The organism is Clostridium culturomicium (assembly GCF_000821305.1).
GTDB lineage: Bacteria > Bacillota > Clostridia > Clostridiales > Clostridiaceae > Clostridium_J > Clostridium_J culturomicium.
On sequence record NZ_CCXK01000014.1, the window covers coordinates 488,974 to 513,923 of the forward strand.

The following is a 24,950-nucleotide window of genomic DNA, read 5'->3' on the forward strand; positions in this document are numbered from 1 at the left end:
TTCAAGGGGCAAAATCTGCGGTACCACCCTTATTAATTTAACTTGCTATAATAACTAATTTAAAACAGTTGCCCTAACACTACTCCATTTATCAACTTAATGAACGTTCAAGATTAAGCTAATAAAATAAAGCCTTCACTCCTGCTAGGAGTGAAGGCTATGTTCACGGTACCATCCTAATTTGATTAATTATAATTAATTAAATCATCTTTAACCCTTCTAACGGAGGAAGCCGATTTATCCTACTTCTATTTCAGATAAATATCTCCAGGATGTCCTTCAATGCTATTGTCCTCATAGAGCTTCCACTATCCTCTACTCGCTTTAGATACTATATAACATCTACTTTTCCCTTCAAAGAATTTTGTATATTTTCTATAAGTAAGCCTCGAAATCTTAATTTTGTCAGTGGAACTTACTCATTAGAGCACTCCTTCGAATAAATATGAGAAGGAGTTTCCTATATAATATTCCATCCAATCACATTTGTCAATATATTTTAAATGTTTAATCTTTTAATTAAGGTATAGTTACTTGAATTGCCTTCGCTCCCACTTGAGGTGGAATAGATTTTGTCATTACCTCACTGAGGACAAGATATATTGAATCTCCCTTATTTATTGAAAACTCTACTGGATTAACCTTTTCATATTGCTGATTCATATCCATTGGACATTCCTGAGGGATTATTAAGGTTTCTGGACTAACGATTGCAATAATCTCTTCCTTGTAAATAGTGCAGTTTTTAATATACCCCTTAGCTGTAATTCTCATAATATTATTTACTTCATCAATATCAACAGCTTCAACCTCTCCCATGAATATAGGACTTTTAGATTTTCTTGCCTCTGCGAAGGCTAAGGTTGTAAAGGTTAATAAAATTAATAAGGTTATTGATAGGACTTTTTTAATTTTCATAGCTCTGCCCCTTTTTATAATTATTTTTCAAGTTTATTTAAATTTAGTATTTCTAAAAAAAATAATTATATAACCTATTCATTAACCAATTCCGCCATAAATAGTTCCCAAAATAATAACTATGATTGTAACTGGCACAAAAACAAATTTTCCGAAACATACAAACCAGCTTCCTAACTTTCTCTTACACCCCTTATTTACTTCACTTAATATCTCCTCTTCCTTTAATACATAGAAAAATATAATGGCTACTATTAAAGCTGCTATTGGAGAAATAATTATTGTAACTAAATTTGTAAAATTATCAAAGCTTCCCATATTTACTGTTAGTGGCAGAGCTAATATAAAGCATGCTAACCCAATAGATATAGAAGTCCTTACTCTGTTTATTTTTGTTGAAGACATAACTGCTTCCACAATTCCCTCCAACATATTAACAGAAGAAGAAATTGCTGCAAAAATAATACTTAAGAAGAATAATATACTTAATAGTCTTCCAAAAGCCATGGATTGAAATATTGTTGGCACTGTAATAAATAATAAAGACGGACCTGCTGTAATATCAAGATTTAAGGCAAATACTGCAGGAATTATCATAAATGAAGCAACTAAGGCTGCAATAGTATCAAATAACGCAGTACTTAAAGCTGATGATGGAACATCAAACTTTTCATTAATGTAACTGCCGTAAACCACCATACCACAGCCATTTAATGATACTGTAAAAAATGCTTGTCCTAATGCCATAACCCAAGTTTCACCATTAAGCAAATGCTCCCATCTAGGTTTTAAAAGGTACTCCACGCCAGCCATTGACCCCTCTAAGCTTAAACTTTTAATTGTTAAAATAATAAATAGTACAAGCAGTAAAGGCATTATAATTTTATTTAGTCTTTCAATCCCCTTATTAATACCTAATGCAACTACAACTAAAGTTAAAACCACCGCTATTAAAAACCATGGAATGGTAGAAGTTGTTCCCGCAAAGCTGTCAAAGTAAGTTGATGCATTAATATTCATAATCTGCCCATTTAAGCTCATAAAGAAATATTTTAAAATCCACCCTATAACAATAGAATAAAACATAAATACTCCCGCTAAGCCAATTGGCGGAATAGCACCTATAATAGAGCCACCCTTTTTATTTTTTCTTTTAAAAACTGCTTTAATTCCACCTAAGGACCCTGACTTAAACATTCTTCCAAAGGTAAACTCCGTTACAAGACCAGTACTTCCTAATAAAAATACAAACAAGAAATATGGTATTAAAAAGGCTGCTCCACCGTATTTCCCAAGCTTATAAGAAAACATCCATATGTTTCCCAGACCTAAAGCCGCTCCTACACACGATATAATAAAACCAAATTTATTTGAGAATAAATCCCTTTTTTTAAGATTACTAGTATTGGACAAATTCTTTTCAATTTCCATTTTAACTCCTCCTAAATGAGCCTCCAAATCTCTGATTTGGCTAAGGCGAATTTACTCCTTGGAATATATAACAAGGAGCTTCAAATATATAAAAAAAGCCACATAGCTTTTTACTATGTGGCTAAATAGTCTGCCTAGGATCAACAAAAGCCACATAGTATACTCTACGTGGCTAAATTTAATCAAATTAAATATAACCACCATAGATACATTTCTCGTAAGATTTGTATCTATGGTGTTCTTTTATCTCATAAATACAAACCTTTATCTATAATAGTTATAATAATAGCTATTTAATTTTACAAAATTAAAGGTTGTACACTTATTCATTATTATTTCTCCTAAATTGAAAATATTTTTACTTTTCTTAATATGAATCCTATTATATTATTATATTTATAAAAATACAACCCCTATTTTTATATATAATAAAAAACTACGGTAGAGTCCCTAGCTTCTATCGTAGTTTTTATACCTATTTAGAAAGATATAACTTAGTCCAATCTCTAAAAAGCAAACCCCCACCTCTCGGATCTGCACTGTCTATACCTCGAACTTTATTTAGCGCAACCATAACCTTTCGTTCATAATTAATAGGGTATACAGCTGCATCCTCTGCTAACTTTAACTGAATGTCAGTATAAATCTTTTTACGTTTTTCATTATTCTGTTCGCCATCAGCCTTTTCCCATAAAATATCTATTTCATCATTACTGTAGCCCCATTGATTTAAAAAAGCATCGCTCTCAAAATAATCCCTATAGGCTTCTGGATTTCCACCAAGTTCATACCCTGTTACATAAAGATTACACTCTTCCTTTTTGTTTACAAGCACTTCTTGAAAGGCTTTTTTATCATAATCTCTTATTTCAACTTGAATATCAGCTTCCTTTAACTGACGCTGAATCTCCTGCGCATATTCCTTATGACCATCCTCTTCATTACAGTAGCCTAATGTCAATTTACCAATATCTATTGACGCTTTTTTCAAGAACTCCTTGGCCTTTTCAGAATCTTGCTCATATTCCTCTATTGATTCACCATCATAATAAAAATCTGTGCTTGGAAGAAGAATAGTTTTTGCTTCCTTTGCACCTTTTTCATCTCCATCATAAGCTGCAGCGATAATGCCTTTTCTATTTAATGCAAAGGAAATAGCTTTTCTAATATTAGCATTATTCATTACCTTTGTATTTTCATTGAAAGCTAAAAAATTTAATTTCCCTGCACAATGAGAATAATTTTGAAATTTGGAATCCTTTTCCTCTGACTTTTCATAAAGTTCATTAGTAGCTTCCATTAAACATATTTCTTCTTTTTCGAGTGCTTCCTGTTGATTTTCTTTCGGTATAACTTTTATTGTAATTGAATCAGCCTTTGGTTTGCCGCCAACATATTCATCAAATCTTACCAAAGTTATATATTCGCCCTCTTTACTTTCCTTATACTTAAAAGGACCCGAACCAATTGGGTAATTATTTTTTTCTGAGGCTGCTACAATCTTTTCACCTTCATAAACATGCTTTGGAATTGGGCATATCCTTGAAAGGTTATGAAGAAAACCAGCTTTTTCAAACGGAAGTTCAATCTTTATTGTAAAGTCATCTTCTTTCATTACTGTTATAGGCACCTTATTTACCATTAAATAAGGTCTTAACATGGACCCTTGACTTTCATCTAGAATCAGATTAAGGGTATAAATGACATCATCAGCAGTTATAGGTTTTCCGTCATGCCAGGTGAGTCCTTCCTTCATCTTTATTGTTATTTCCTTATTATCCTTAAACTCTACTAAATTTGCTAAACAATATGTAATGTCCATACCTTCATAAAGATATAGCGGCGCATATAAAATATTTGTCACTAAATTAGCTTTAGAAAGATCTGTAAACACTGGATTTAGGCTTCCCACCTTATTTTCTGAAGGCACTACAATGTCCCCGCCACCGCTTGTTCCACCAACATTGTTGCCAAACTTAGCATCATCCGAAAAGCTTCCTTCTCCATTATCTATAGAATTGTCGCTACACCCCGCTAATACACCCCCCATTGTAAGAACTATTAAAAGTACTGAAATCAGCTTTTTAAATTTCATCTTTCTTTTTAGAAGAATTTATATCAAAATTTAAATCCTTCTAAAGCTCACCTCCCACAAATTTATAAACTTTAATTTCACGATTTGTTTTATTTTGAGCAATTATTGCAATTATTATTAAAGAAAGATTTAAATAAAAACTAAAAGCTAGGAATATAAATTCCTAGCTTTTAAAACTTCAACTAACTTTGAGCTTCTCCGTTATCTACATCGAAAATTACAGTAGATTTAAATAAATCTCCATCTATATCAATATTAAATTCTCCCCCATGAAGATGAACAATATTCTTAGCAATTGCAAGCCCCAAACCTGAACCTTCTGTATGTCTTGACTCTTCACCACGCTTAAATCTTTCAGTTATTTCTTCTGGATCAAAATTTAATTCATAGGAAGATATATTCTTCATAGTTATATAAACCTTCCCATCGTATTCAGTTACATTTATATAAACTCTTGTTCCTTCAAGCGAATATTTTATTATATTGGAAATTAGATTCTCAAATACTCTCCAAATCTTTCTTCCATCTGCACTGATATATAATTTCTCCTTAGGAACTGAAAGTTTAAAATCTAAATTAGCTTTTTCAATTCTTCCTTCTGCTTCTCCTAACGTCTGTCTTAATAGAGCTACAATTTCAACCCTTGTAAAAGTAAGTTGCATTGCACCACTTGCTGCCTTAGAAGCTTCAAATAAATCATCAATTAATATTTTTAATCTTTGAGACTTCTTATCTAAAACCTCAACATAAGCTTTAGCTTCCTCTGGCTGCACATCACATCTTTTCAACAAATCCACATAATTTATAATTGATGTAAGTGGGGTTTTTAAGTCATGAGAAACATTAGTAATAAGCTCTGTCTTCATTTTCTCACTCTTAGTTTCATTAGCAATAGAAGTCCTCAAGCCTTCTTTCATATTATTTATGCTGTGTGCTAAATCCCTTAATGCACCTTTTCTTTTCTCTGGAATATCCTGGCTAGTTCTTCCTTCACTAATGTCCTTTGCTACTTTTGTAATTTTATTAAGATATGCTAAATCTCTTGTTGCAGTAAATATAAACAGAATAGTAGCTATAATAGCACCACATATTGCGATAATTAATCCAACCTCTGCAAATGCAACTATAAATAAGAAACCTCCAACTACTAAACCACAAACATAAATAGCTAGAATTAGAAATAGCTTTCTTCCAAAACTCTTCTTTTCAAGACATATTTGAACATACTCGTAGAATTTGACTAAGTAACTATCTTTAAGCAGTTGGCCTTTATTGTATTTTAAGACAACAACCTTAGCTACAACATATAAACCAGCCAAAGCCATAACCCATAATATAACATTTTTGTAGTTAAGAGTATTCCTGTAATTATTCATCCAATAGTGCTGATACATCATAGCTCTAATAACAAATAATACAATTAATCCAATAATACTGAATTCTATAGGGTACTCATTAAGTTTATTTGTTACATCATCAAGATAGGTCCCTTTATATTTCATCTTCTTTAAAACACCTAATAGGATAATAATTAATATTACTCCACCTATAAAACCCCATAGTTGCATTGATGTTATATTTTGGGCCTTTTCAAAATCTGCACTGCCATTATAAATATTATCACCTACCGCTAAATCCATTTGCCTTGGTATCGCAATATAAATATCTAAATCTCCTTGTGGTTGAAAAGTGCTGTTATGATTTCCATAATACTCATCCTCTAAGGTGTATTTTATTGTTAAATCATCATAATAGCTGCCATTGTATCGATGAATATTAGCTTTCTCTAAATCCTTTGGAGTCATCTTTTCTCCATCAATGTATATATAACTTTGCTTGCTATTCCCACTTATATGGTGCTCTGCAAAGTACCCGCTATTTCCTTGTAAAAGAGCTATTCCCTCCTTACTGCCTTCATAGTTAGACATCCATATGTTATTTGCCCTATCATATACAATATATTTTAAATTCTGCTGACTATCCAAATAATTCTTATTTCTTGTATAATCTACTGTCTTCTGTTCGACAATCATTTTCTTTAAGGCTTCATCATCATATCCTGACTCTTTTATAATTTCCTGACGAATGTTATCCTGTTCTTTCTTCCATCTGTTCTCATCCCAATCTGAAGTATCCCTTTGATAAAGCTCCTTAACCCTTTCTTCATACTCTCTATCGGTCTGCTCATTTGCCCAATCTCTAGCAATATTAAGTTCCTCTACTGTTATATTATTAGGATCTTTTACATAAGCTTCTGTTTTGTATAATTCTCCAAAGGCTAAAACCTTTCTAGTGAATTCATCAATGTCATCACCTAAAAAGGACCAATTATACATGCTTGCATCTTTAAATACATGTTTGTTCTGAATAAAATCCCTTCCACTAATAACAGTAAGAGCTATTGCCATAGTCAAGAAAATCAAAACTAACGTTCTTGCAAGCTTCATTCTTCTAAAATCTCTTACCATATCTTCATAAGATTCTTTATTATCAAATTTATTTTTTCTTATCTTACTGTCTGTTAAAACATTTTCTTCTCTAATATTTTTCGATTTTGTATCCAATGCCCCACACCACCTTTAAATATTTTGGCTCCTTAGGATTAATTTCTATTTTTTCACGAATCCTTCTAATATGAACCGCTACAGTATTATCCACATTATAGCTAGGCTCATTCCAAACCTTCTCATAGATTTCCTCCATGGAGAACACTCTTCCTTTATTCTTCAGTAATAATTCTAATATTTTAAACTCTATTGGAGTAAGCTTTACGATCTCTCCATCTATAAAAACTTCCTTTGTACTTACATCTAACTCTAGTCCACCACTTTTTAAACTATCACTTGAATCCTCTTGATTCAAATTGCCAAGAGTAATATACCTTCTAAGCTGTGACTTAACTCTTGCAATAAGCTCTAATGGATTAAAAGGTTTTGTAATATAATCATCAGCCCCCATATTAAGCCCTAAAATTTTATCTGTATCCTCTGACTTAGCCGAAAGCAAGATAATTGGAATATTCTTCTCTTCTCTAATCTTTAATGTTGCCCTTATACCATCCATTCTAGGCATCATAATGTCCATAATTATTAAATGTATATCATGGTCAACCAAAAGTTCTAGAGCTTCAACACCATCTCCTGCTCTATAAACCTTAAGCCCCTCGTTTGCAAGATATATCTCTATTGCATCCACAATTTCTTTATCATCATCTACAACTAATATATTATAATTCATTTTTCTATCCCCTTCCCAAATTACTATCTTACATTAATTTTATACCATTTTATCAATTACTATTAATTATAACATGATGATAATGAATTTTAATTTAGAATTTTAAATTGAGAATGTAAAATGATGGTTGAAATTTCTTCAGAATTTCTTTCATTCTATCTGTAATTCTAAACGCTAATCCTCTAGTTCAAGGTTATAATTTTATTTTAAATGTGAATTATTTCATATTGGCTAATATAAATCTTACAATTTTCTTAAGATAGAAGATCTGACCCATGATTTCTATGGGTTAATTCTGATTCTTTACCTTTCATTGCAATCTCCCTTAAGAACTTATCTTAATTTATATAAAAAAGAAATCCAGCTCATCTGGATTTCTTCAATAATTCTTAATTCGAAATTCAGGCATTCTTAATTACTAAGCTGCCTTTGTATATTCTGTATCAATGCTATTTTTTTGTTGCTTTTTTTCTTTATTTTTATCTATTAATTCCACAACCACTTTGTAGATTTGAATTATTACTGTTGGTACAAAAGCTAACCCGTATATAGCCAAAATTTGATTTAAAGCAAGTGGTGTTACTTCAAATAAATTCTGAAGGAATGGTATGAATAAAACACTATTTAAGAAGAATAATCCTGTACCAAATGCCATCCAACTATATTGGTTTGAGAATAAACCTAAAGTGAATATAGACTTCTTACCTCTACAGTTAAATCCATGAAATAATCTAGCTAAGCAAAGAGTTGCAAATGCCATTGTTGACGCTTCTCCATGTCCTGTTTTTAATCCCATATAGAAAGCTATAATTGTGAAGATACCTATTATTAATCCTTCTAAAGCTACTCCCCAAATAAATTCTTTTGAAAGAATTGATGCCTTACTGTTTCTTGGCTTATCTTTCAATAAATCTCTACGAGATTTTTCCATTCCGATTGCTATTGCCGGTAAGCTATCTGTCAATAGATTAATAAATAGTAAATGTACCGCTTCAAATGGCATTGGCAGAGCCATTAATGAAGTATATAAAACTGCTATTATTCCTGATGTATTACCAGATAAAAGGAATTTTATTGAGTTTTTAATGTTTGCATATATATTTCTTCCATTCGCAACAGACTTAACTATCGTCGCAAAATTATCATCTGTAAGTATTACAGATGCAGCGTCCTTGGATACCTCTGTTCCTGTTATCCCCATTGCAATTCCTATATCTGCTTGTTTTAAAGCTGGGGCATCATTAACACCATCCCCAGTCATGGCAACTATTTGTCCTTTTTCCTGCCAAGCTCTTACTATCCTAATTTTATGCTCTGGAGAAACTCTTGCATATACAGATATGTGTTCAAGATTTTTCTTTAATTCTTCATCTGACATTTTATCTAATTCTAAACCTTCAACAGCTCTATCTCCTGATTGAAGAATTCCTATCTGCTTAGCAATAGCTGAAGCTGTTATCTTATGGTCTCCTGTAATCATGATAGGCTTTATCCCTGCTGTTATACAATCAGCAACAGCAGCAGCTGACTCTTCTCTTGGTGGATCTATCATTGAAATCAGCCCCATAAATGTATAGTTATTTTCATCCTCAAGAGATAGTTCTCTAATTTCATCTATTTCCTTATATGCAAAGGCTAGAACTCTTAAACCATTTTCAGATAACATTCTATTGTTTAGCAAAATGCTATCTTTATCGTCTTGAGTTATCTCTCTAACTCCCTCACCTGTGTGGATTAATTTAACCCTATCTAAAATTACATCTAAAGCTCCTTTGGTGAACATAAGATTTTTACAATCAATATTGTGAAGGGTACTCATAAGCTTTCTATCTGAATCGAAAGGAAGTTCCTTAGCTCTTTCATACTTACTTCTTAAGTCTAACTCTTCTACCTGATACTTATGTCCAAGATTAACTAGTGCAACCTCTGTTGGATCGCCTATCTCTTTTCCCTTCTTAGATGTTGAATCATTACATAATATTGAGCTCATTAATAAATAGTTTTCTACAGTATTATTTAAATTTAGCTCTGTGTCTTCAACTAATTTATTATCTACAAAAATCTTCTTAACTGTCATTTTATTTTGAGTAAGAGTACCAGTTTTATCTGAACAAATAATTGATACTGAACCTAACCCCTCGACAGCTTTAAGCTTTTTAATAATTGCATTTTCCTTAGCCATCTTTTGAGTTCCAAGGGCAAGTACAATAGTTACTATTGAGCTTAGTGCTTCTGGTATTGCTGCAACTGCAAGTGCAACTGCAAACATTAGAGAATCAAGCATCGGAGTACCTCTATATACGCTTAAGCCAAATATCAAAACACATACTCCTAAAATACCAATAGCTAACTTTTTACTAAAATCATCTAAATTTTGCTGTAAAGGAGTCTGCTTTTCTTGAGTCTGCTCCATTAAGGATGCAATTTTCCCTATTTCAGTATTCATACCAGTGCCAGTCACAACTACTATAGCTCGTCCATAGGTTACTAAAGAACCTGAGAATACCATATTCTTTTGATCACCTAAAGGAAGTTCTTCTCTTTCGATGATATCGCTAATTTTATTTACACCTTCCGATTCTCCTGTTAAAGAGCTTTCATTTACTTGAAGTGAATAATTCTCTATTATTCTTCCATCTGCAGGAACTAAATCTCCAGCTTCTAAAACTAATATATCTCCAGGTACAACCTCCTTAGAGCTAACCTCTGTCTTTGTCCCATTTCTAAACACCTTAGCTGATGGTGAAGAAAGTGCTTTTAGACTTTCTAATGATTGTTCAGCTTTAAAGTGCTGAACTGTTCCTAAAACTGCATTTAAAGTAATAACGGCTACAATTACTATTGTACTTTCTAAATTCCCTGTTAATGCTGATATACCTGCAGCTCCAATTAAAATCGCTACTAGTAAATCCTTAAATTGACTAAGAAATACTTGAAGTACTGTTGCTTTTTCTTTTTCAGTTAATGTGTTGGTTCCATACTTCTGCAAATGTGCTTTTACTTCTCCGTCAGTTAAGCCTTGCTTTGTGGTGCCAAAATGTTTTAAAGTTTCCTCTGAAGACTTTGAAAAGAATTTTACCATGTGATTTCCTCCTATAAATTTCTACATTTTTCGAGCCAATTTTTAAATAAAAAAGAGACCCTTAATATAACTTTCACCAATAGTGAAAGCTATATTAAAAGTCTCGTAACCAAGTTGGTATATAACACCAGGAGTTTAAGCCGCGAATGTTGATGTTATATTTTCTACTACTCCCTCTTAATAGGAATTTATTTTTAATCTAATGAGCAATTTACTTCTGTCATTTTCTTATTATACGGAGATCAACTCGAAAATGCAATAGTATTTCCCACCAAAGTTTGTTAATTTTTATCCCACTATTTAACATGAAGTTAACACACCACTTTCCATTTATGCAATTTACTAATAATAACAATTCACTTTTCTATAAAATGAAATTTTATTTTATATAAATTTCATTTATCTCTTGAATATAGATTTTAAATATTATAATATATACTTATGATTTTTAAGAAACTATTCAGTATTATAAACAAACTTAGGAGGACTTAACATGAAGAAAAAAAGCCCATTAGCTTTCAAAATTTTAATCGGTATGATTCTTGGAATCGTAGTAGGATTCTTTTTTCAAAGTAATCCAGCCTTTGCTGTAAGTTATATAAAACCTTTCGGTACAATTTTCTTAAACCTTATTAAAATGGTTGTAGTACCCGTTGTTCTTTTTTCAATTATAGTTGGCGTTATCTCCATGAAGGACATCAAAAAAATTGGTTCTGTAGGACTTAAAACCATTGCATTTTATATGATAACAACTTGCATAGCTGTTACTTTTGGTTTATTTTTCGCTAACCTCTTAAACGTAGGTGGCGGATATCAGCTTGCAGGAGAAGCTCTTTCTTATGAAGCCGCTACTGCCCCAAGCTTCATGGACACCTTCGTTAACATTTTTCCTAGTAACGCAGTTGCTCCTTTAGCAAACGCAACAATGCTTCAAGTAATCGTAATAGCCCTATTCTTCGGCTTTGGAATAATTTTAACAGGAGAAAAAGCTGAACCTGTTGTAAAGTTTGTTGAAGCCTTCAACGAAGTTTGTATGAACATAATGAATTTGATAATAAAGCTTTCTCCTATCGGCGTATTTGCTCTTTTAGTTCCTGTAATTGCCGAAAATGGTCCAAGCGTTCTATTACCTCTATTAAAACTGATTGTTATAATTTATTTAGTGTACTTTATTCATATGGTTATTGTGTATTCTTTATCAGTTAAAGCTATAGCTAAAATCTCGCCAATAACCTTCTTTAAAAATATGTTTCCTGCCATGTCTCTTGCATTTTCTTCAGCAAGCTCCGTTGGCGCATTGCCTCTTAACTTAGAATGCACTCAAAAACTCGGTGCTAAAAGTGAAGTTGCAAGCTTTGTATTACCTCTAGGTGCAACCATCAACATGGACGGTACCGCAATATATCAAGGTGTTTGTGTAATATTTATAGCTCAAGTATTTGGATTTGATCTTTCAATCAGCCAGCAAATTACTATAATTCTTACTTCCACCTTAGCTTCCATAGGAACTGCTGGAGTTCCTGGAGCAGGAATGATAATGCTTGCTATGGTTCTTCAAAGTGTAGGGCTTCCAATTGAAGGCATAGCTCTTATCGCCGGTATCGACCGTATTCTTGATATGGGAAGAACAGTAGTAAACATTACAGGAGATGCTGCCTGCACAGTTTGTGTTTCTGCTATAGAAGATAAAAAATCAAACTTAACTAATAACACTCTCAAAGCTGTAGCTTCATAAATATAGTTTAATAAAAAATATGCTGTAGTAATCCCTATTTGGATTCTACAGCATATTTTTTATCCAAATTAAATAATCCATTGAGTTTATATTCATATTTTAGATAATTGAAATTTTCATATAGAAAAAATTTCAATATCATTCATAAATACGAAACACTTTTACATATAAATTTAATATAGACTTAATTTTATTTAATTTAAGGAGGGATATAAATGAAAAAACAAAGATCATTAGCTTTCTACATTTTGATTGGTATGATTCTCGGAATAATAGTGGGTATATTATTCCAAGGCAATCCAAATTTTGCAGTAAACTATATTAAACCATTTGGCACCATCTTTTTAAATTTAATTAAAATGGTTGTAGTTCCTGTTGTACTATTTTCTATCATTGCTGGTGTAATCTCCATGAAGGACATAAAAAAAGTTGGTTCTGTTGGTGTCAAAACCATTGCTTTCTATATGGTAACTACCTGTATCGCCGTAACTTTAGGCCTTATTTTTGCTAATATTTTAAGAGTAGGCGGCGGATATAAATTAGCTGGAGAAGCTCTTACTTATGAAGCAGCTGTAGCTCCAAGCTTTATGGAAACCTTCGTAAATATTTTCCCTAGCAACGCTGTTGCACCTCTTGCAAATGCAACTATGCTTCAGGTTATTGTCATAGCTTTATTCTTCGGATTTGGTATTATCGTTGCTGAAAAAAAAGCTGAACCTGTTGTAAAGTTTGTTGAATCCTTCAATGAAGTTTGCATGAAGGTCATGTCAATGATAATTAAACTATCTCCTATAGGAGTATTTGCTCTTTTAGTACCTGTTGTTGCCACCAATGGACCACAAGTGCTATTACCTCTATTAAAGCTAATATTAATCGTTTATCTAGTTTATATAGTTCACATGGTAGTTGTTTACTCAACTACAGTAAAAGTCATGGCAAAAATATCACCATTAACCTTCTTCAAAAATATGATTCCTGCAATGACCATGGCATTTTCCTCCGCTAGTTCTGTTGGTACATTGCCTCTAAACATGGAATGCACTCAAAATATGGGAGCTAAAAAAGAAATATCAAGCTTTGTACTTCCACTCGGTGCCACAATCAACATGGATGGAACTGCAATATACCAAGGTGTATGTGCAATTTTCATTGCTGAAGTATTCGGTTTAGAATTAACTATAGGTCAGCAGCTTACAGTTATTTTAACAGCAACCTTAGCTTCAATTGGTACAGCCGGTGTTCCTGGAGCAGGAATGATAATGCTTGCTATGGTACTTCAAAGTGTAGGCCTACCTATAGAAGGTATCGCTCTTATAGCTGGTATAGATCGTATTCTTGATATGGGTAGAACAACTGTAAATATTACAGGTGATGCTGCATGTACTATGTGCATTTCTGCTATGGAAGATAAAAAAATAAATAAATCCTCAAATAATAAAACTGTATCAAATTAAACTCATAAGTAAAAGCATGCTGTAGATGAACTTATCTACAGCATGCTTTTTATTTTATCGAAAATAAACCATTTATGTTTGGTATAATTGTATTAATGTTACTTCTTAGGTTGACACTTTAAATAATATATACAATTTATTGGAGGATGATCATATGGCAATAGAATTAGTTCGAGAATACTTTAAGGACCTTGGTATAGATGAGAGAATTCAAGAATTTGATGTTTCTAGTGCAACTGTTGACTTGGCAGCAAATGCTTTAAACGTTAAACCTCAAAGAATTGCTAAAACACTATCTTTTAAGACAAAAGACGGTGATAGCTGTATATTAGTTGTTACTGCTGGCGATGCCAAAATAGATAACTCTAAATTTAAGTCAAAGTTTTCTATGAAAGCAAAAATGCTTACTCCTGAAGAAGTAGACACCTTAGTAGGCCACAGTATAGGTGGAGTATGCCCTTTTGCCATTTCTCCTAACATTCTAGTTTATTTAGATGAATCTTTAAAAAGATTCAATACCATATTTCCAGCCTGTGGAAGCAGCAACAGTGCAATAGAGCTAAACTGTGAGGAGCTATTTAAATATTCAAATGCCATGGAGTGGGTAGATGTTTGCAAGATAGTATAGAATCAATCATTAAATAAAAGCTTCTCCTTCAACTTAGGAGAAGCTTTTAACGCCTTTGACTCTATCATTCTAAGTTCTTTACTTTTAAATTAGTTTACGACAACCACAGCCTGCTTACCTAAATCTTCATATCTTTGTTCAACAATCTCTTTTTTGTATGCAACCAGCCCATTATTATTGTATGGATCATTAAAATAATAACTTGTGTCATCATATCCAACTAAAACTAAGCAATGCTCTCCACCAATCCAGTGATATCTTAATCCATTACTCTTAAGCAGCCAATCTGTTCCTTCAGAAGGCGGTTCCATTTCTATAGTAGCCCACACTAAAACCGGTATTCCCTTTTCAATATATTTTTCCGTAATTTCTTCCAAGCTTGTACCAGTTATGTTTTCTGCTTTTTTTCCACCGTCTAATATCTTATTCATAGATTTGACTATAACAGGCGCAAAACAACCATAGCTATATGAACTCCTCGGATCTCCTATAAAGTACTCATTAGGATCTTCTGCAATTAAAATCCCATCTTTGGATTCTATTGTTGAGGTATCTAAATATTTATCCACATACTGATCTACGAATATTTCATACCCATAATACTGTAATAACATAGTCGCACTTACAACCTCACAGCCTGATGGATAATAATTTGTTTGATCTATATAGGGTACATCTATAATTCCCTTTCTCTTTGAAATCTTCTGTTTGCCACTACTAGGCACATTATTAACTACACTTCTAACTTCATGCTTTACCTCTTCATCTTCATTACTATTTATTTTTTGTGTTTCATTTATCCCCACAGCTTTTTTCCCTAGAGTGTTACTTCCTTGGGACATACCCATACTAAATGCTGAAATTGTAAACATTCCAAGCACAGTCCCACATAGAATCATCCTTTTAAGGCTTTTCTTTTTATCATATAAAGTTTTTTTCTTCAACTTTAGCATATACTCTTCTCCCTTTTAATATATTTATAGCTTAGCGCTTTTTACTAATCAGTATAATTTATTTCTACCTCGCCTTACATTTTACCTTTTATTACCATAAATATTTTTTCTCATTATTTCTACATACGATTATATTTATCAGCTTTATATTCTATCGAAAAATAAATAAAGAGAACTTTAAGGAGTTCTCTTTGTCTTATTTTATAGTATTTTTATTAAAATATACTTTATTTTTATTTCAGATCACAATATACCTCATATATTTTATCCCATGTTTGTTTTCCAACAATACCATCCACATCTATATTATTGAATTTCTTTTGAAATGCTAAAACGGCAGCCTTAGTATTCAAATCGAACTCCCCATTGACATCCAATTGAGGTATCACAGAATAATATTGACTTACTACTCTTAAATACCTTTGAAATTCCCTTACTGCGGCTCCCGAATCTCCATACCTCAACAAATATTCCGGTGATACTCCAATGTTATGTTCTTCATCATCTTCTATAAAATCTAAAAGCTTTTTAGTATTGTTATAAATTAATGAAATTTTATACCAAGTTACTCTATTCACTACTCCTGTAGAAGCAATGTTGAATATTTCCTGAAAAGTCTTAACCGCTTTATAAGTATCGTTATTAAATTCTCCCGTAATAATGTCAATTTTATTTATTGCAGTAAAATTCTCTGATATTTTATTAAGCTTTTTCTGAATACCTTCTACCATTTTGCCATTACTGCCGACCTTCAACTCATCACCACTATACTGTTCATCAAGTCCATAAACATCAGATATCTTTTCCAATCTGATATCATCCCCAAAATACTTTTTCAAAATCTCCAAGGCATCACATCCGTTATTTGCCATAACTACAGTTCCCCATTTTGATAAACCACTACCTGATTCACTTATTCCATTACATGATGATGCCAGAATTGGACCTTTTCCTTCTTTACTCTCAATACACTCATTAAATACTTCATCTACTATTCTGGATATATTATCATAAATATTTCTTCCACGAACAAATTCTTGATCATAAGCACTACAATTAGTTACATCAAAAGCATAACCCTTATTTTTATACCATTCCGTTTGTATTCTATTTAATACAAAGGATATTTCAGCATATACATTTGCTCTTATAGCTTCCACTGGCCATGTTGGATAAATCTCACTTGAAGCAACATTTTTAATATAATCTAAGAAATCAAGTGTTACATTTTCAGCATATGAGTTTGGTGCACCTAAATGAACAGTAACATATTCAGGTATTACCAATGGTACACATCCACCCGAGCCTATCTTTATACCTTCAATCCTGTTTCTCTGAGTTAACTCAAGCAGTTTATGTGGTGGAATAAATGTAAACTCTGCTTCCTCCATAAAGACTCTTTCCTTCTTAGTAGGAATCATTTCCACATTTTGAATGCTTATTATATCTGGAAAGATATGAATCCCCTCAATTGCAACATCTCTATATCCCTTAGCCCTTATATATATATCGTAACTTGAATAAGGAACATCCTTTGATGCTGGATTTTCTCCAACTGATCTATCAGGAGTATTGACAGTAACAACTTTACTAATTCCGCACTCATCTGTAGTCAAAATCTTACCATCTTCAAACTCTATTGCTGCACTCTCAATTATAAAAATATTTCCACCACTAACTGGCATAACATTTTTAGCTGAAAAAAGCTGTACCTTTATAAAACCTTTCCCCATGGTTTTCTCCTTTAAATTAATGTTCATATTATAATATGTTCATCCATGGAATTATGCTAATGTTATTTTAAATACTAAAGGTTTAGATATAACTTTATAAAAAAAAGAAACCTCTTTTGAGATTTCTTTTTTTATAGTAATACTTATTTTAACTAACTATTGTTTGTCTCTAAAAAAGAAATACTAATATATCTCATTCTTATAACTGAATACCAAACACTTTAGCTATAGCTGGTAATACGCCAATGGCATTTAGCCATATAAAGAATATTAAAACCGGAGCAACATATCTTATCATTAATATAAAAAATTTCTTAAATACAAATTTATATCTACCACCACTAGTTATTTCTTCAATCGCATTATCAACACCCCATACATAACCAATAAATATACACATTGATAAAGCCGCTAATGGCATCAATACATTTTCAGCTAAAAAGCTCATAAAGTCGAAGAAATTATATCCCATTATTAAAAAGTCACTCATAGGACCATTTGCTAATGAACAAGGAATTCCAACTAAAAATATAATTGTAGCAAGTCCTATTGTAGCTTTTTTTCTTTCAATCTTAAAGATATCAATAACAAATGAAACAACTACTTCCAATAAAGATATTGCAGATGTTAAAGCTGCAAATAAAATTAATACAAAGAATAAAATTCCAAAGAATTGTCCAAAAGGCATTGCATCAAATACTGATGGCAATGTAATAAACATTAAGCTTGGACCTGCTGTCGGCTCAAACCCAAAAGCAAATACAGCTGGTAAAACTGCTAATCCTGCCAACATTGCTACTCCAGTATCTATAGCTGGTATAATCAATGCATTTTTTTCAAGATTCTCTTCTTTTCCAAGATAACTTCCATAAGTTATTATCGCTCCCATACCTAGGCTCAATGAAAAGAATGCTTGTCCCATAGCTGCCATTACTGTACTAATTGTTACCTTTGAAAAATCAGGTTTTAAGAAAAATTTAATTCCCTCCATAGCTCCATCTAATGTAACTGAACGAATAACTACACCAATTAATAAAATAAATAAAGCCGGCATCATAACCTTACTTGCCTTCTCTATTCCTCCTGAAACCCCTTTCAAAACTATTATGCAGCACATTGCCATAAATATAAAATGCCACACAATTGGAGCTGTTGTGGATGAAATAAAGCTTCCAAAATACGCACCAGCTTCTGAACCAACGATTCCACCTGTAACATACTTACCAATGTAATTTAATACCCATCCTCCAATTACACTATAAAAAGATAAAATACAAAAACCAACTATTACACCTATAATTCCTGCAAAGGCCCATTTTTCATTAAGTTTTTTATATGCTCCTACTGCACTAAGCTGTGTCTTTCGTCCTATTGCCATTTCTCCAAGCATTATTACGAAACCAATAACAACAATCATTAATAAATATAAAACTACGAAGGCACCTCCACCGTTAGCCCCAGCCAAATAAGGAAACTTCCATATGTTCCCTAAACCTACAGCCGATCCTGCCGCAGCTAATATAAATCCAATATTAGATGCCCACTGTCCTCTTTGATTACTCTGACTATTCATTTGTTCATTTCTCCATTTCTCTTGTTTTTCTTTTATTTCATAAGTAAATTTAAAACTGTATACAATAAGTTGTAACGGATTTTTTAATTATAAATAAACTTTTCTTAAATTTCAATAAATTTTAGCTATATATATTTCATTTAACACATGAAAAACTTTTCAACTTTTTATTTTAATACAAATAGTATCCAAATTTCCAAATTTAATTACTTACTGCATTTTAAATTAAAAGTCTTTCAAATAAATTTTATCAATTAATAAGGAGGTAGATTTTACTCTACCTCCTCATTTAAAACTTTTATGTTGGTATTAATCCTGGATTTATTTGTGTTCCACTATTACCTTGTTTTGAATTCACCCTCTGGTCTATATCATAATTTTTTCTACTGATTACTGTTGCTATATATGCTAATAATGCTGCTACAAATGCATTATAGGATTTTGCTATTGCCACATTATCACGTTTATCACAAGGAGCATTTGCTTTTCTCATATAATCCTCATAATTTATAGCCAAAAAAACTGCAGTAATATAAAGAAACATGAAATTTGCAAACTCTGGTATATTACTCACATCTGGCATATTTTTACCATAGCTAGTATTATTAAGCGTGTCACATATATCAACCTTAGACCTATATATGTAATACAAATTCAAAACAATTGCAATGATGATTAATACTAATGTATCAGAAGATATATTTAATACATTTAAATTGTATTTTAACTCCTGAGTATCTACTTGTCCACTAGAGCTCTTTTTAGTTGTTGGTGTCCCTATTTGAAAAACTCCTGGAAAAACCATATACTCTCCTCCTAAGTGTCATATATATTCAATATATGATTTATCACTTTTTTTGTTTCAAAAACTTGAGAATTACTTCATACTAAAAGAGAATGTTCAAAGTAATTTTCCAATCATTTTGATACATTCTCTTCTCTCCAAACAAGTAAATTATCTTTTGTATGACTATACCTTATTATATTATTCATCTCTAATTATGTTCACAAAAACTCTACTCTTCAATTAATTTTAATATTTTTGCAAGTATCTTTTTTTATATTTTAATTTACTATAGGTACTTACTTTGTTTATTACCTTAAAATTTATAATTCCTCCGATTACTCCAATAATGGGAACGCCTTGAATAAATTTAGTTGTTAACATAGCTTGTGATAATACTTTAGACGTATTTCTAATCTCTTCATCTAATATATAATTATTAGGCTTATTATTAAAAATATCATCACTCAGCTGTTCTAATATACTATTATATTTTCTTAGTTCATCTCCAGAGGTTAATGCTCCACAAATCAGATTTAAAACATAGATCTGCTCAAACTCATCCTCATAATTAAAACCATAACTTAAAGCAATCTCATATACAGTCTTTAATATCATTGTAATAAATAAAGGTATATCAGGTATTCCTATTCCTAAAAGCCCCAATCCGCCACCTTCAACAGTTGATATTGTAGTGTTAACAAAATTACTTTTCTTAGAGATACTATCTAACTCCTTTATTTTCTTTTTAGTTAATGATTTCTCAATAGCATAATTTTTAATATCATGCTCAATCTGAAGTTTCTCTTTATCATAAAGCTTCTCAATATATTTAGTCCCTTTTGACAATACAGTATTAAATCCTTGATAAAAAGCATTATCAAGGGTAACCTTTATTCTATCAGGAATACTTTCTTCAACCTTATTGATTATTGGACTTACTTTTTCTTCATACACCTTACTATTCTTTTTATTTAATATTTTCTTTTCTTTCTTATCTATTTTTTTAAGTTGCTTGTCTATAATTTTCTTCAAAAACTTCACCCCCAGGTGATAAAAATTTATTTATTAACTCCTTATTATTATATATTTTTACCCCGTTTCTTATAACGCTAATTTTAAATTCCTTCCCCTTAATACTTTCTCCATCCACATTACAAACAACCTCTTCAGCACTATTAATTACAACATACTCACTTTGTTTCTTAGTAATAATAGCTAAGTTTTCATGTGTCCCTTTTATTAACTTCAAAAAACAAAAAGGAATCTTCAATTTTGAAACCTTATTTACAAAGTATATGTCAAAAAGCCCATCACAAAGTTGTGCATTCGGTGCAATATTAAATCCTCCACCATAATATCGTCCATTGCATATAGCCAAAAGAGTAAATTTATCCTTTTTCCAAAACTCATTAAGCTTTAGTTCTAACTCTTTAAACTTATATTTTATAAAGGTGTAAACAATACTAATATTATATATCTGAGTAGGTGGAATTTTAACTTTTTTCATTATCTCATGTGCATTATCAGCTATATCCCCATCAATACCAATGCAAGCAACATTAACAAAATACCTGTCATTAATTTTTCCCACATCCATTAAAAACTCTAACTTATCTATCCCCTCTAAAGTTCTATTGAAATCATTCCCACTACCTGCCGGTATAACTGCAAATAGATTTTTAGAACCAATAATTCCATTAACAACTTCATTCATAGTTCCATCTCCACCTACACTATATATAATACATTGAGATTCTTTATAACTCTCTGTTATTTTTGTTGCATCCATAGGATTTTTTGTATAGTGTATAATAAAGTCCAGATCCTCTTCCTGACAAACCCTTGCAATATTTTTTACTATCTTTAAACTCTTTCCTCCACCTGCCAGTGGATTTACTATAAAAACATGTCTCATTTATACCCAACCCCTAAAACAACCTTTATGTCATCTATCTAGATTTCTCTCCATAAAATTATACCATATTAATACAAATAAAAAGTCATAGATTTCTCTATGACTTTTATCACAAATTTAATTTAGTTATTCTACTGGCAGCTCAATAATAAATGAACTACCTTCTCCAACCTTACTTTTCACTTTAATAGATCCATTATGTAAATCTATAATTTGCTTTGTAATGGTTAATCCTAAACCACTTCCACCTTTAACTTCTGCATTAATATCAACAACCTGATTAAATCTATTGAATATTAATTCCTGATATTCTTCCGCAATACCTATTCCAGTGTCCCTTATGATTATTCTGACTTTATCATCTAAATCTTGTAATAACACAGTTATGCTTCCGCCTATTGGCGTAAATTTAGTAGCATTACTTATTAAATTTATTATACACCTTTCAATATCCTGTTGATCACAGCTAATATTTTTTTCCTCAACTTCAGGATCAATTATAAGTTCAATCCCCTTATCTTCTACATATTCCTTAAGACTTAGCGCCACTTCTTCAACTAAATAAACAATATCAACTTTCTTTTTGTTTATAGTATATTTCCCATGATCTAACTTCGAAATGTCTATAAGGTTATTAATAAGTGTAAGTAATCTAGTGTTGTTTCGCCTTATTATACTAAGGTAATGTTCCAGCTTGCTTTTTTCTAGATTATTATCACGATTTAATGTTGTAATAAGCTGTTCTGTAGTATGAAGAACATTTAGCGGCGTTCTTAATTCATGAGATAAATTTATAAAATAACTATTTTTATTTCTCTCTAATTTAATAACTTTTTCGAATAACTTTTTATTTTTATTCATTTCCGCTCTCAATTCATCTGTCCTTCTATCTACTAAAGCATCAAGTTTTTTAACTTTATTTTTTGGGTGTATAATTATTAACGCTATCATCACAATGTAACTAAAACTAGCAGGCCAACTAAGCCATATCGGTCTCTTTATCTCAAAATTAACATTACTTTCATCACTAACAAATCCTTTGCTATTTACAGCTCTTACTCTTAAATTATATTTACCAGAGCTTAGATTACTAAACAGTATACTTGTACTATCCGCTAGCCTCCACTCTGAATCTGCTCCTTCAAGTAAGTAATAATACCTAATTCCCCTTATATTTTTGTAATCTGGCAAAAATACATTCATTTTAATATTATTTTCATCATGCCTGAATTTCTTACCGTTTATATTCTCAACTCTCATTCCATTAACAGTAAAATCCTCAAATACTACATTCGTTATGTGTTCACTCACTTTTAAATCTTGAGGATAAAAAGAATTCATTCCATTTATACCCCCAAAAAATAATTCACCATCCTTAGCTTTTAAATATGCTTCACCATTAAATTCATTACTTTGAAGGCCATCAACTATATTAAAATTAATAAATTTATGATCTTCTAAATTATAAGTTGAAATTCCTCCATTTGTTGATAACCATGGCTGTCCTGAGTCATCAAACAATATTCCATAAATAGTGTTGTTAGCTAACCCATGTTCTGTGGTAAAATTAGCAAATTTATTGATTTCCTTGTTATAAACAGAAAGCCCTCCGCTAGTTCCTATCCAAATCCGCCCCTCTTTATCTTCTGCAATACAACGAATAGAATTATCAATAATTGATGAAGAATTATTTTCATCATAAATATAATTAGTAACTTCTCTTGTAAATGGATTAATTTTTGTTAGTCCTCCATTAACAAAACTTCCAAGCCAATAGTACCCCTCACTATCCTGGAAAATTGCTCCACTATACCTATCGTCAACATTTATATCTCCAAGTGCATAATTTATATCAATAATTTCATTAGTATCTACATTTAAAATACAGAAGCCATCCATTGTACCTATCCATAAATTATTTTTATCATCTAAAAATAAATTTTTTATATTTTTAGATACTAGTCCTTCTGCTTCTTTATAAACCTTCAAAGTGCCATTGCTTTTATCTATTATATTTAGCCCATTATTAGTACCTAGAAATATTAAGTCCTTATATCCTACTATGTCATTTATTCTATTACTACTTAAATTTAGACTATTGTCAACATTAACTGTTGCAATATTGTTTCTTTCCTTATCTAATATATTTACTCCATTGGCATTAGTACCAACCCATAAATACCCTTCATCATCCTCATAAATACCTTGAACCATATTTTGATTTATTGTTGTTTTATCAAAAGGATCATTTTTATAATGTTTAATACTATTAGTTGGATCAAATACACTAATTCCAGCATATGTTCCAACCCAAAGCATCCCACCTTTATCTTCAATAACTGTGAAAATAGAATCATCAACTAAACTTCTTTTGTCATAGGTTTTATGTTTATATAATTCCATTTTATCTTTACTGTCATTATATTTAATTAATCCCCCACTACTACTTATCCATAAAGTATCGTTACTATCTCTATAAAAATTCCTTATATGTTCTCCTGGTTTTTCTTCAAATCCCCAGGTTTCTTTATTATAATGTGTAACCTCTTTTGTCTTCATATTAACTTTAGCTGCACCATTAGAATAGGTTCCTATCCATACTACATCATTTTTATCACAATATACTTTATATATAATATCATCTGGTATTGAATCTTCAGTTCCATCACTAACGTATTGGACAACTTCTTTAGTTTCATAGGAAATTTTATTAAGACCTTTAGTTGTTCCTAACCATATATCTCCATTATCATCTTCATCTAAAGAATAGATTTCTTCACTCGTTAACTTCCCTTTTTCAATAAATGGTTCAAAGGAGTCAGTTGATTCATTGTATATATCTAAGCCTCCTATGGTACCAATTAGGATTTCACCATTTTTTAAGATTATCATATCTCCAATATTGTAATGTGATAAATTACCTTCATTTTTATCCTGTAGATAATTCGTTATAGTTCCCGTGCTATGATTAATCTTACTTACACCATTTATAGTACCTACCCATATATTGCCTTTATCATCCTCTTCTAAATCTACAATATAATTATTTACAATGCTGTTTTCATTCTTCTTCTGCTGCCGATACACCTTGAATTTATATCCATTATAACAATTTAATCCATCATTTGTCCCTATCCATATATATCCATTTTTATCTTGAAGCATAGTTTCTACCGTAGCTTGGGACAATCCCTCTTCTATAGTGATATTTCTAAAATTCATTCTATCAAATGCACTACATTCCAAGGTAAGATTAATCCATATAAAAAAACATATATAAAATACTATTCTAACTTTATTCCCTAATCCAGCTTCCATTATTTTATCCTTTTCAACAAAATTCTCTTTTATTAAATTATACTACACTACCATCACCATGTCATTGCTTTACTAGAATGCATTTTCCCAT

General features: G+C 31.3%; 16 protein-coding genes and 1 other annotated feature. Of the genes, 3 read left to right on the top strand and 13 right to left on the bottom strand.

The features are described 5' to 3' along the window. Nucleotides 1-143: 143 nt before the first annotated feature. Nucleotides 144-367: a binding site (T-box leader), on the bottom strand. 152 nt (nucleotides 368-519) lie between these two features. The 6 genes from BN1075_RS06265 to BN1075_RS06290 form a co-directional block, all read right to left on the bottom strand. Further along, entirely contained in the window at nucleotides 520-918 is a 399-nt protein-coding gene (locus BN1075_RS06265; protein ID WP_040192208.1) for a hypothetical protein, read from the bottom strand. A gap of 81 nt (nucleotides 919-999) precedes the next feature. Next, on the bottom strand, nucleotides 1,000-2,349 hold the full coding sequence (locus BN1075_RS06270) for a sodium-dependent transporter (protein ID WP_042386992.1): 1,350 nt from the start codon (nucleotides 2,347-2,349) through the stop codon (nucleotides 1,000-1,002). Nucleotides 2,350-2,824: 475 nt separating this feature from the next. Beyond that, nucleotides 2,825-4,444, bottom strand: coding sequence for an ABC transporter substrate-binding protein (locus BN1075_RS06275; protein WP_052406427.1), 1,620 nt, complete (start codon nucleotides 4,442-4,444; stop codon nucleotides 2,825-2,827). A 182-nt stretch (nucleotides 4,445-4,626) separates the two neighbouring features. Then, nucleotides 4,627-7,008 carry a HAMP domain-containing sensor histidine kinase gene (locus BN1075_RS20655; RefSeq protein WP_052406428.1) on the bottom strand — a complete coding sequence of 794 codons (2,382 nt, stop codon included), beginning with the start codon at nucleotides 7,006-7,008 and terminating at the stop codon, nucleotides 4,627-4,629. Beyond that, entirely contained in the window at nucleotides 6,983-7,681 is a 699-nt protein-coding gene (locus tag BN1075_RS06285; RefSeq protein WP_040192209.1) for a response regulator transcription factor, read from the bottom strand. Before BN1075_RS06285 ends, BN1075_RS20655 begins: the two co-directional genes overlap by 26 nt. Nucleotides 7,682-8,099: 418 nt before the next feature. Continuing rightward, nucleotides 8,100-10,763, bottom strand: coding sequence for a cation-translocating P-type ATPase (locus BN1075_RS06290; RefSeq protein ID WP_040192210.1), 2,664 nt, complete (start codon nucleotides 10,761-10,763; stop codon nucleotides 8,100-8,102). Between the two features lie 493 nt (nucleotides 10,764-11,256). Here BN1075_RS06290 and BN1075_RS06295 point away from each other — a divergent pair, with 493 nt between their 5' ends. The 3 genes from BN1075_RS06295 to BN1075_RS06305 all read left to right on the top strand — a co-directional run bounded on the left by BN1075_RS06295 (nucleotide 11,257) and on the right by BN1075_RS06305 (nucleotide 14,580). Next, on the top strand, nucleotides 11,257-12,498 hold the full coding sequence (locus tag BN1075_RS06295) for a dicarboxylate/amino acid:cation symporter (protein WP_040192211.1): 1,242 nt from the start codon (nucleotides 11,257-11,259) through the stop codon (nucleotides 12,496-12,498). 215 nt (nucleotides 12,499-12,713) lie between these two features. Next, complete coding sequence (locus BN1075_RS06300) at nucleotides 12,714-13,952, top strand: dicarboxylate/amino acid:cation symporter (protein WP_040192212.1); 1,239 nt, start codon at nucleotides 12,714-12,716, stop codon at nucleotides 13,950-13,952. Between the two features lie 154 nt (nucleotides 13,953-14,106). Continuing rightward, on the top strand, nucleotides 14,107-14,580 hold the full coding sequence (locus tag BN1075_RS06305) for a YbaK/EbsC family protein (RefSeq protein WP_040192213.1): 474 nt from the start codon (nucleotides 14,107-14,109) through the stop codon (nucleotides 14,578-14,580). Between the two features lie 89 nt (nucleotides 14,581-14,669). Here the strand turns inward: BN1075_RS06305 and BN1075_RS06310 are convergent, their stop codons facing one another. From BN1075_RS06310 to BN1075_RS06340, 7 genes are all read right to left on the bottom strand, one after another. Further along, nucleotides 14,670-15,533, bottom strand: a complete 864-nt coding sequence (locus BN1075_RS06310; RefSeq protein WP_052406429.1) for a C39 family peptidase — start codon at nucleotides 15,531-15,533, stop codon at nucleotides 14,670-14,672. Between the two features lie 233 nt (nucleotides 15,534-15,766). Next, entirely contained in the window at nucleotides 15,767-17,266 is a 1,500-nt protein-coding gene (locus tag BN1075_RS06315; RefSeq protein ID WP_052406430.1) for a peptidoglycan-binding protein, read from the bottom strand. 199 nt (nucleotides 17,267-17,465) lie between these two features. Then, on the bottom strand, nucleotides 17,466-18,839 hold the full coding sequence (locus tag BN1075_RS06320; RefSeq protein ID WP_040192214.1) for a sodium-dependent transporter: 1,374 nt from the start codon (nucleotides 18,837-18,839) through the stop codon (nucleotides 17,466-17,468). Nucleotides 18,840-19,137: 298 nt separating this feature from the next. Beyond that, a complete protein-coding gene (locus tag BN1075_RS06325) occupies nucleotides 19,138-19,644 on the bottom strand; it encodes a hypothetical protein (protein ID WP_040192215.1) in 507 nt (168 codons plus the stop codon). A 228-nt stretch (nucleotides 19,645-19,872) separates the two neighbouring features. Next, a complete protein-coding gene (locus tag BN1075_RS06330; protein ID WP_042386994.1) occupies nucleotides 19,873-20,658 on the bottom strand; it encodes an EcsC family protein in 786 nt (261 codons plus the stop codon). Beyond that, nucleotides 20,630-21,541: a diacylglycerol/lipid kinase family protein gene (locus tag BN1075_RS06335; protein WP_040192217.1), complete on the bottom strand. Its 912-nt coding sequence runs from the start codon at nucleotides 21,539-21,541 to the stop codon at nucleotides 20,630-20,632. The genes BN1075_RS06330 and BN1075_RS06335 overlap by 29 nt, the downstream gene beginning before the upstream one ends. A gap of 126 nt (nucleotides 21,542-21,667) precedes the next feature. Further along, a complete protein-coding gene (locus BN1075_RS06340; protein ID WP_148315470.1) occupies nucleotides 21,668-24,763 on the bottom strand; it encodes a ligand-binding sensor domain-containing protein in 3,096 nt (1,031 codons plus the stop codon). Nucleotides 24,764-24,950 lie beyond the last annotated feature (187 nt).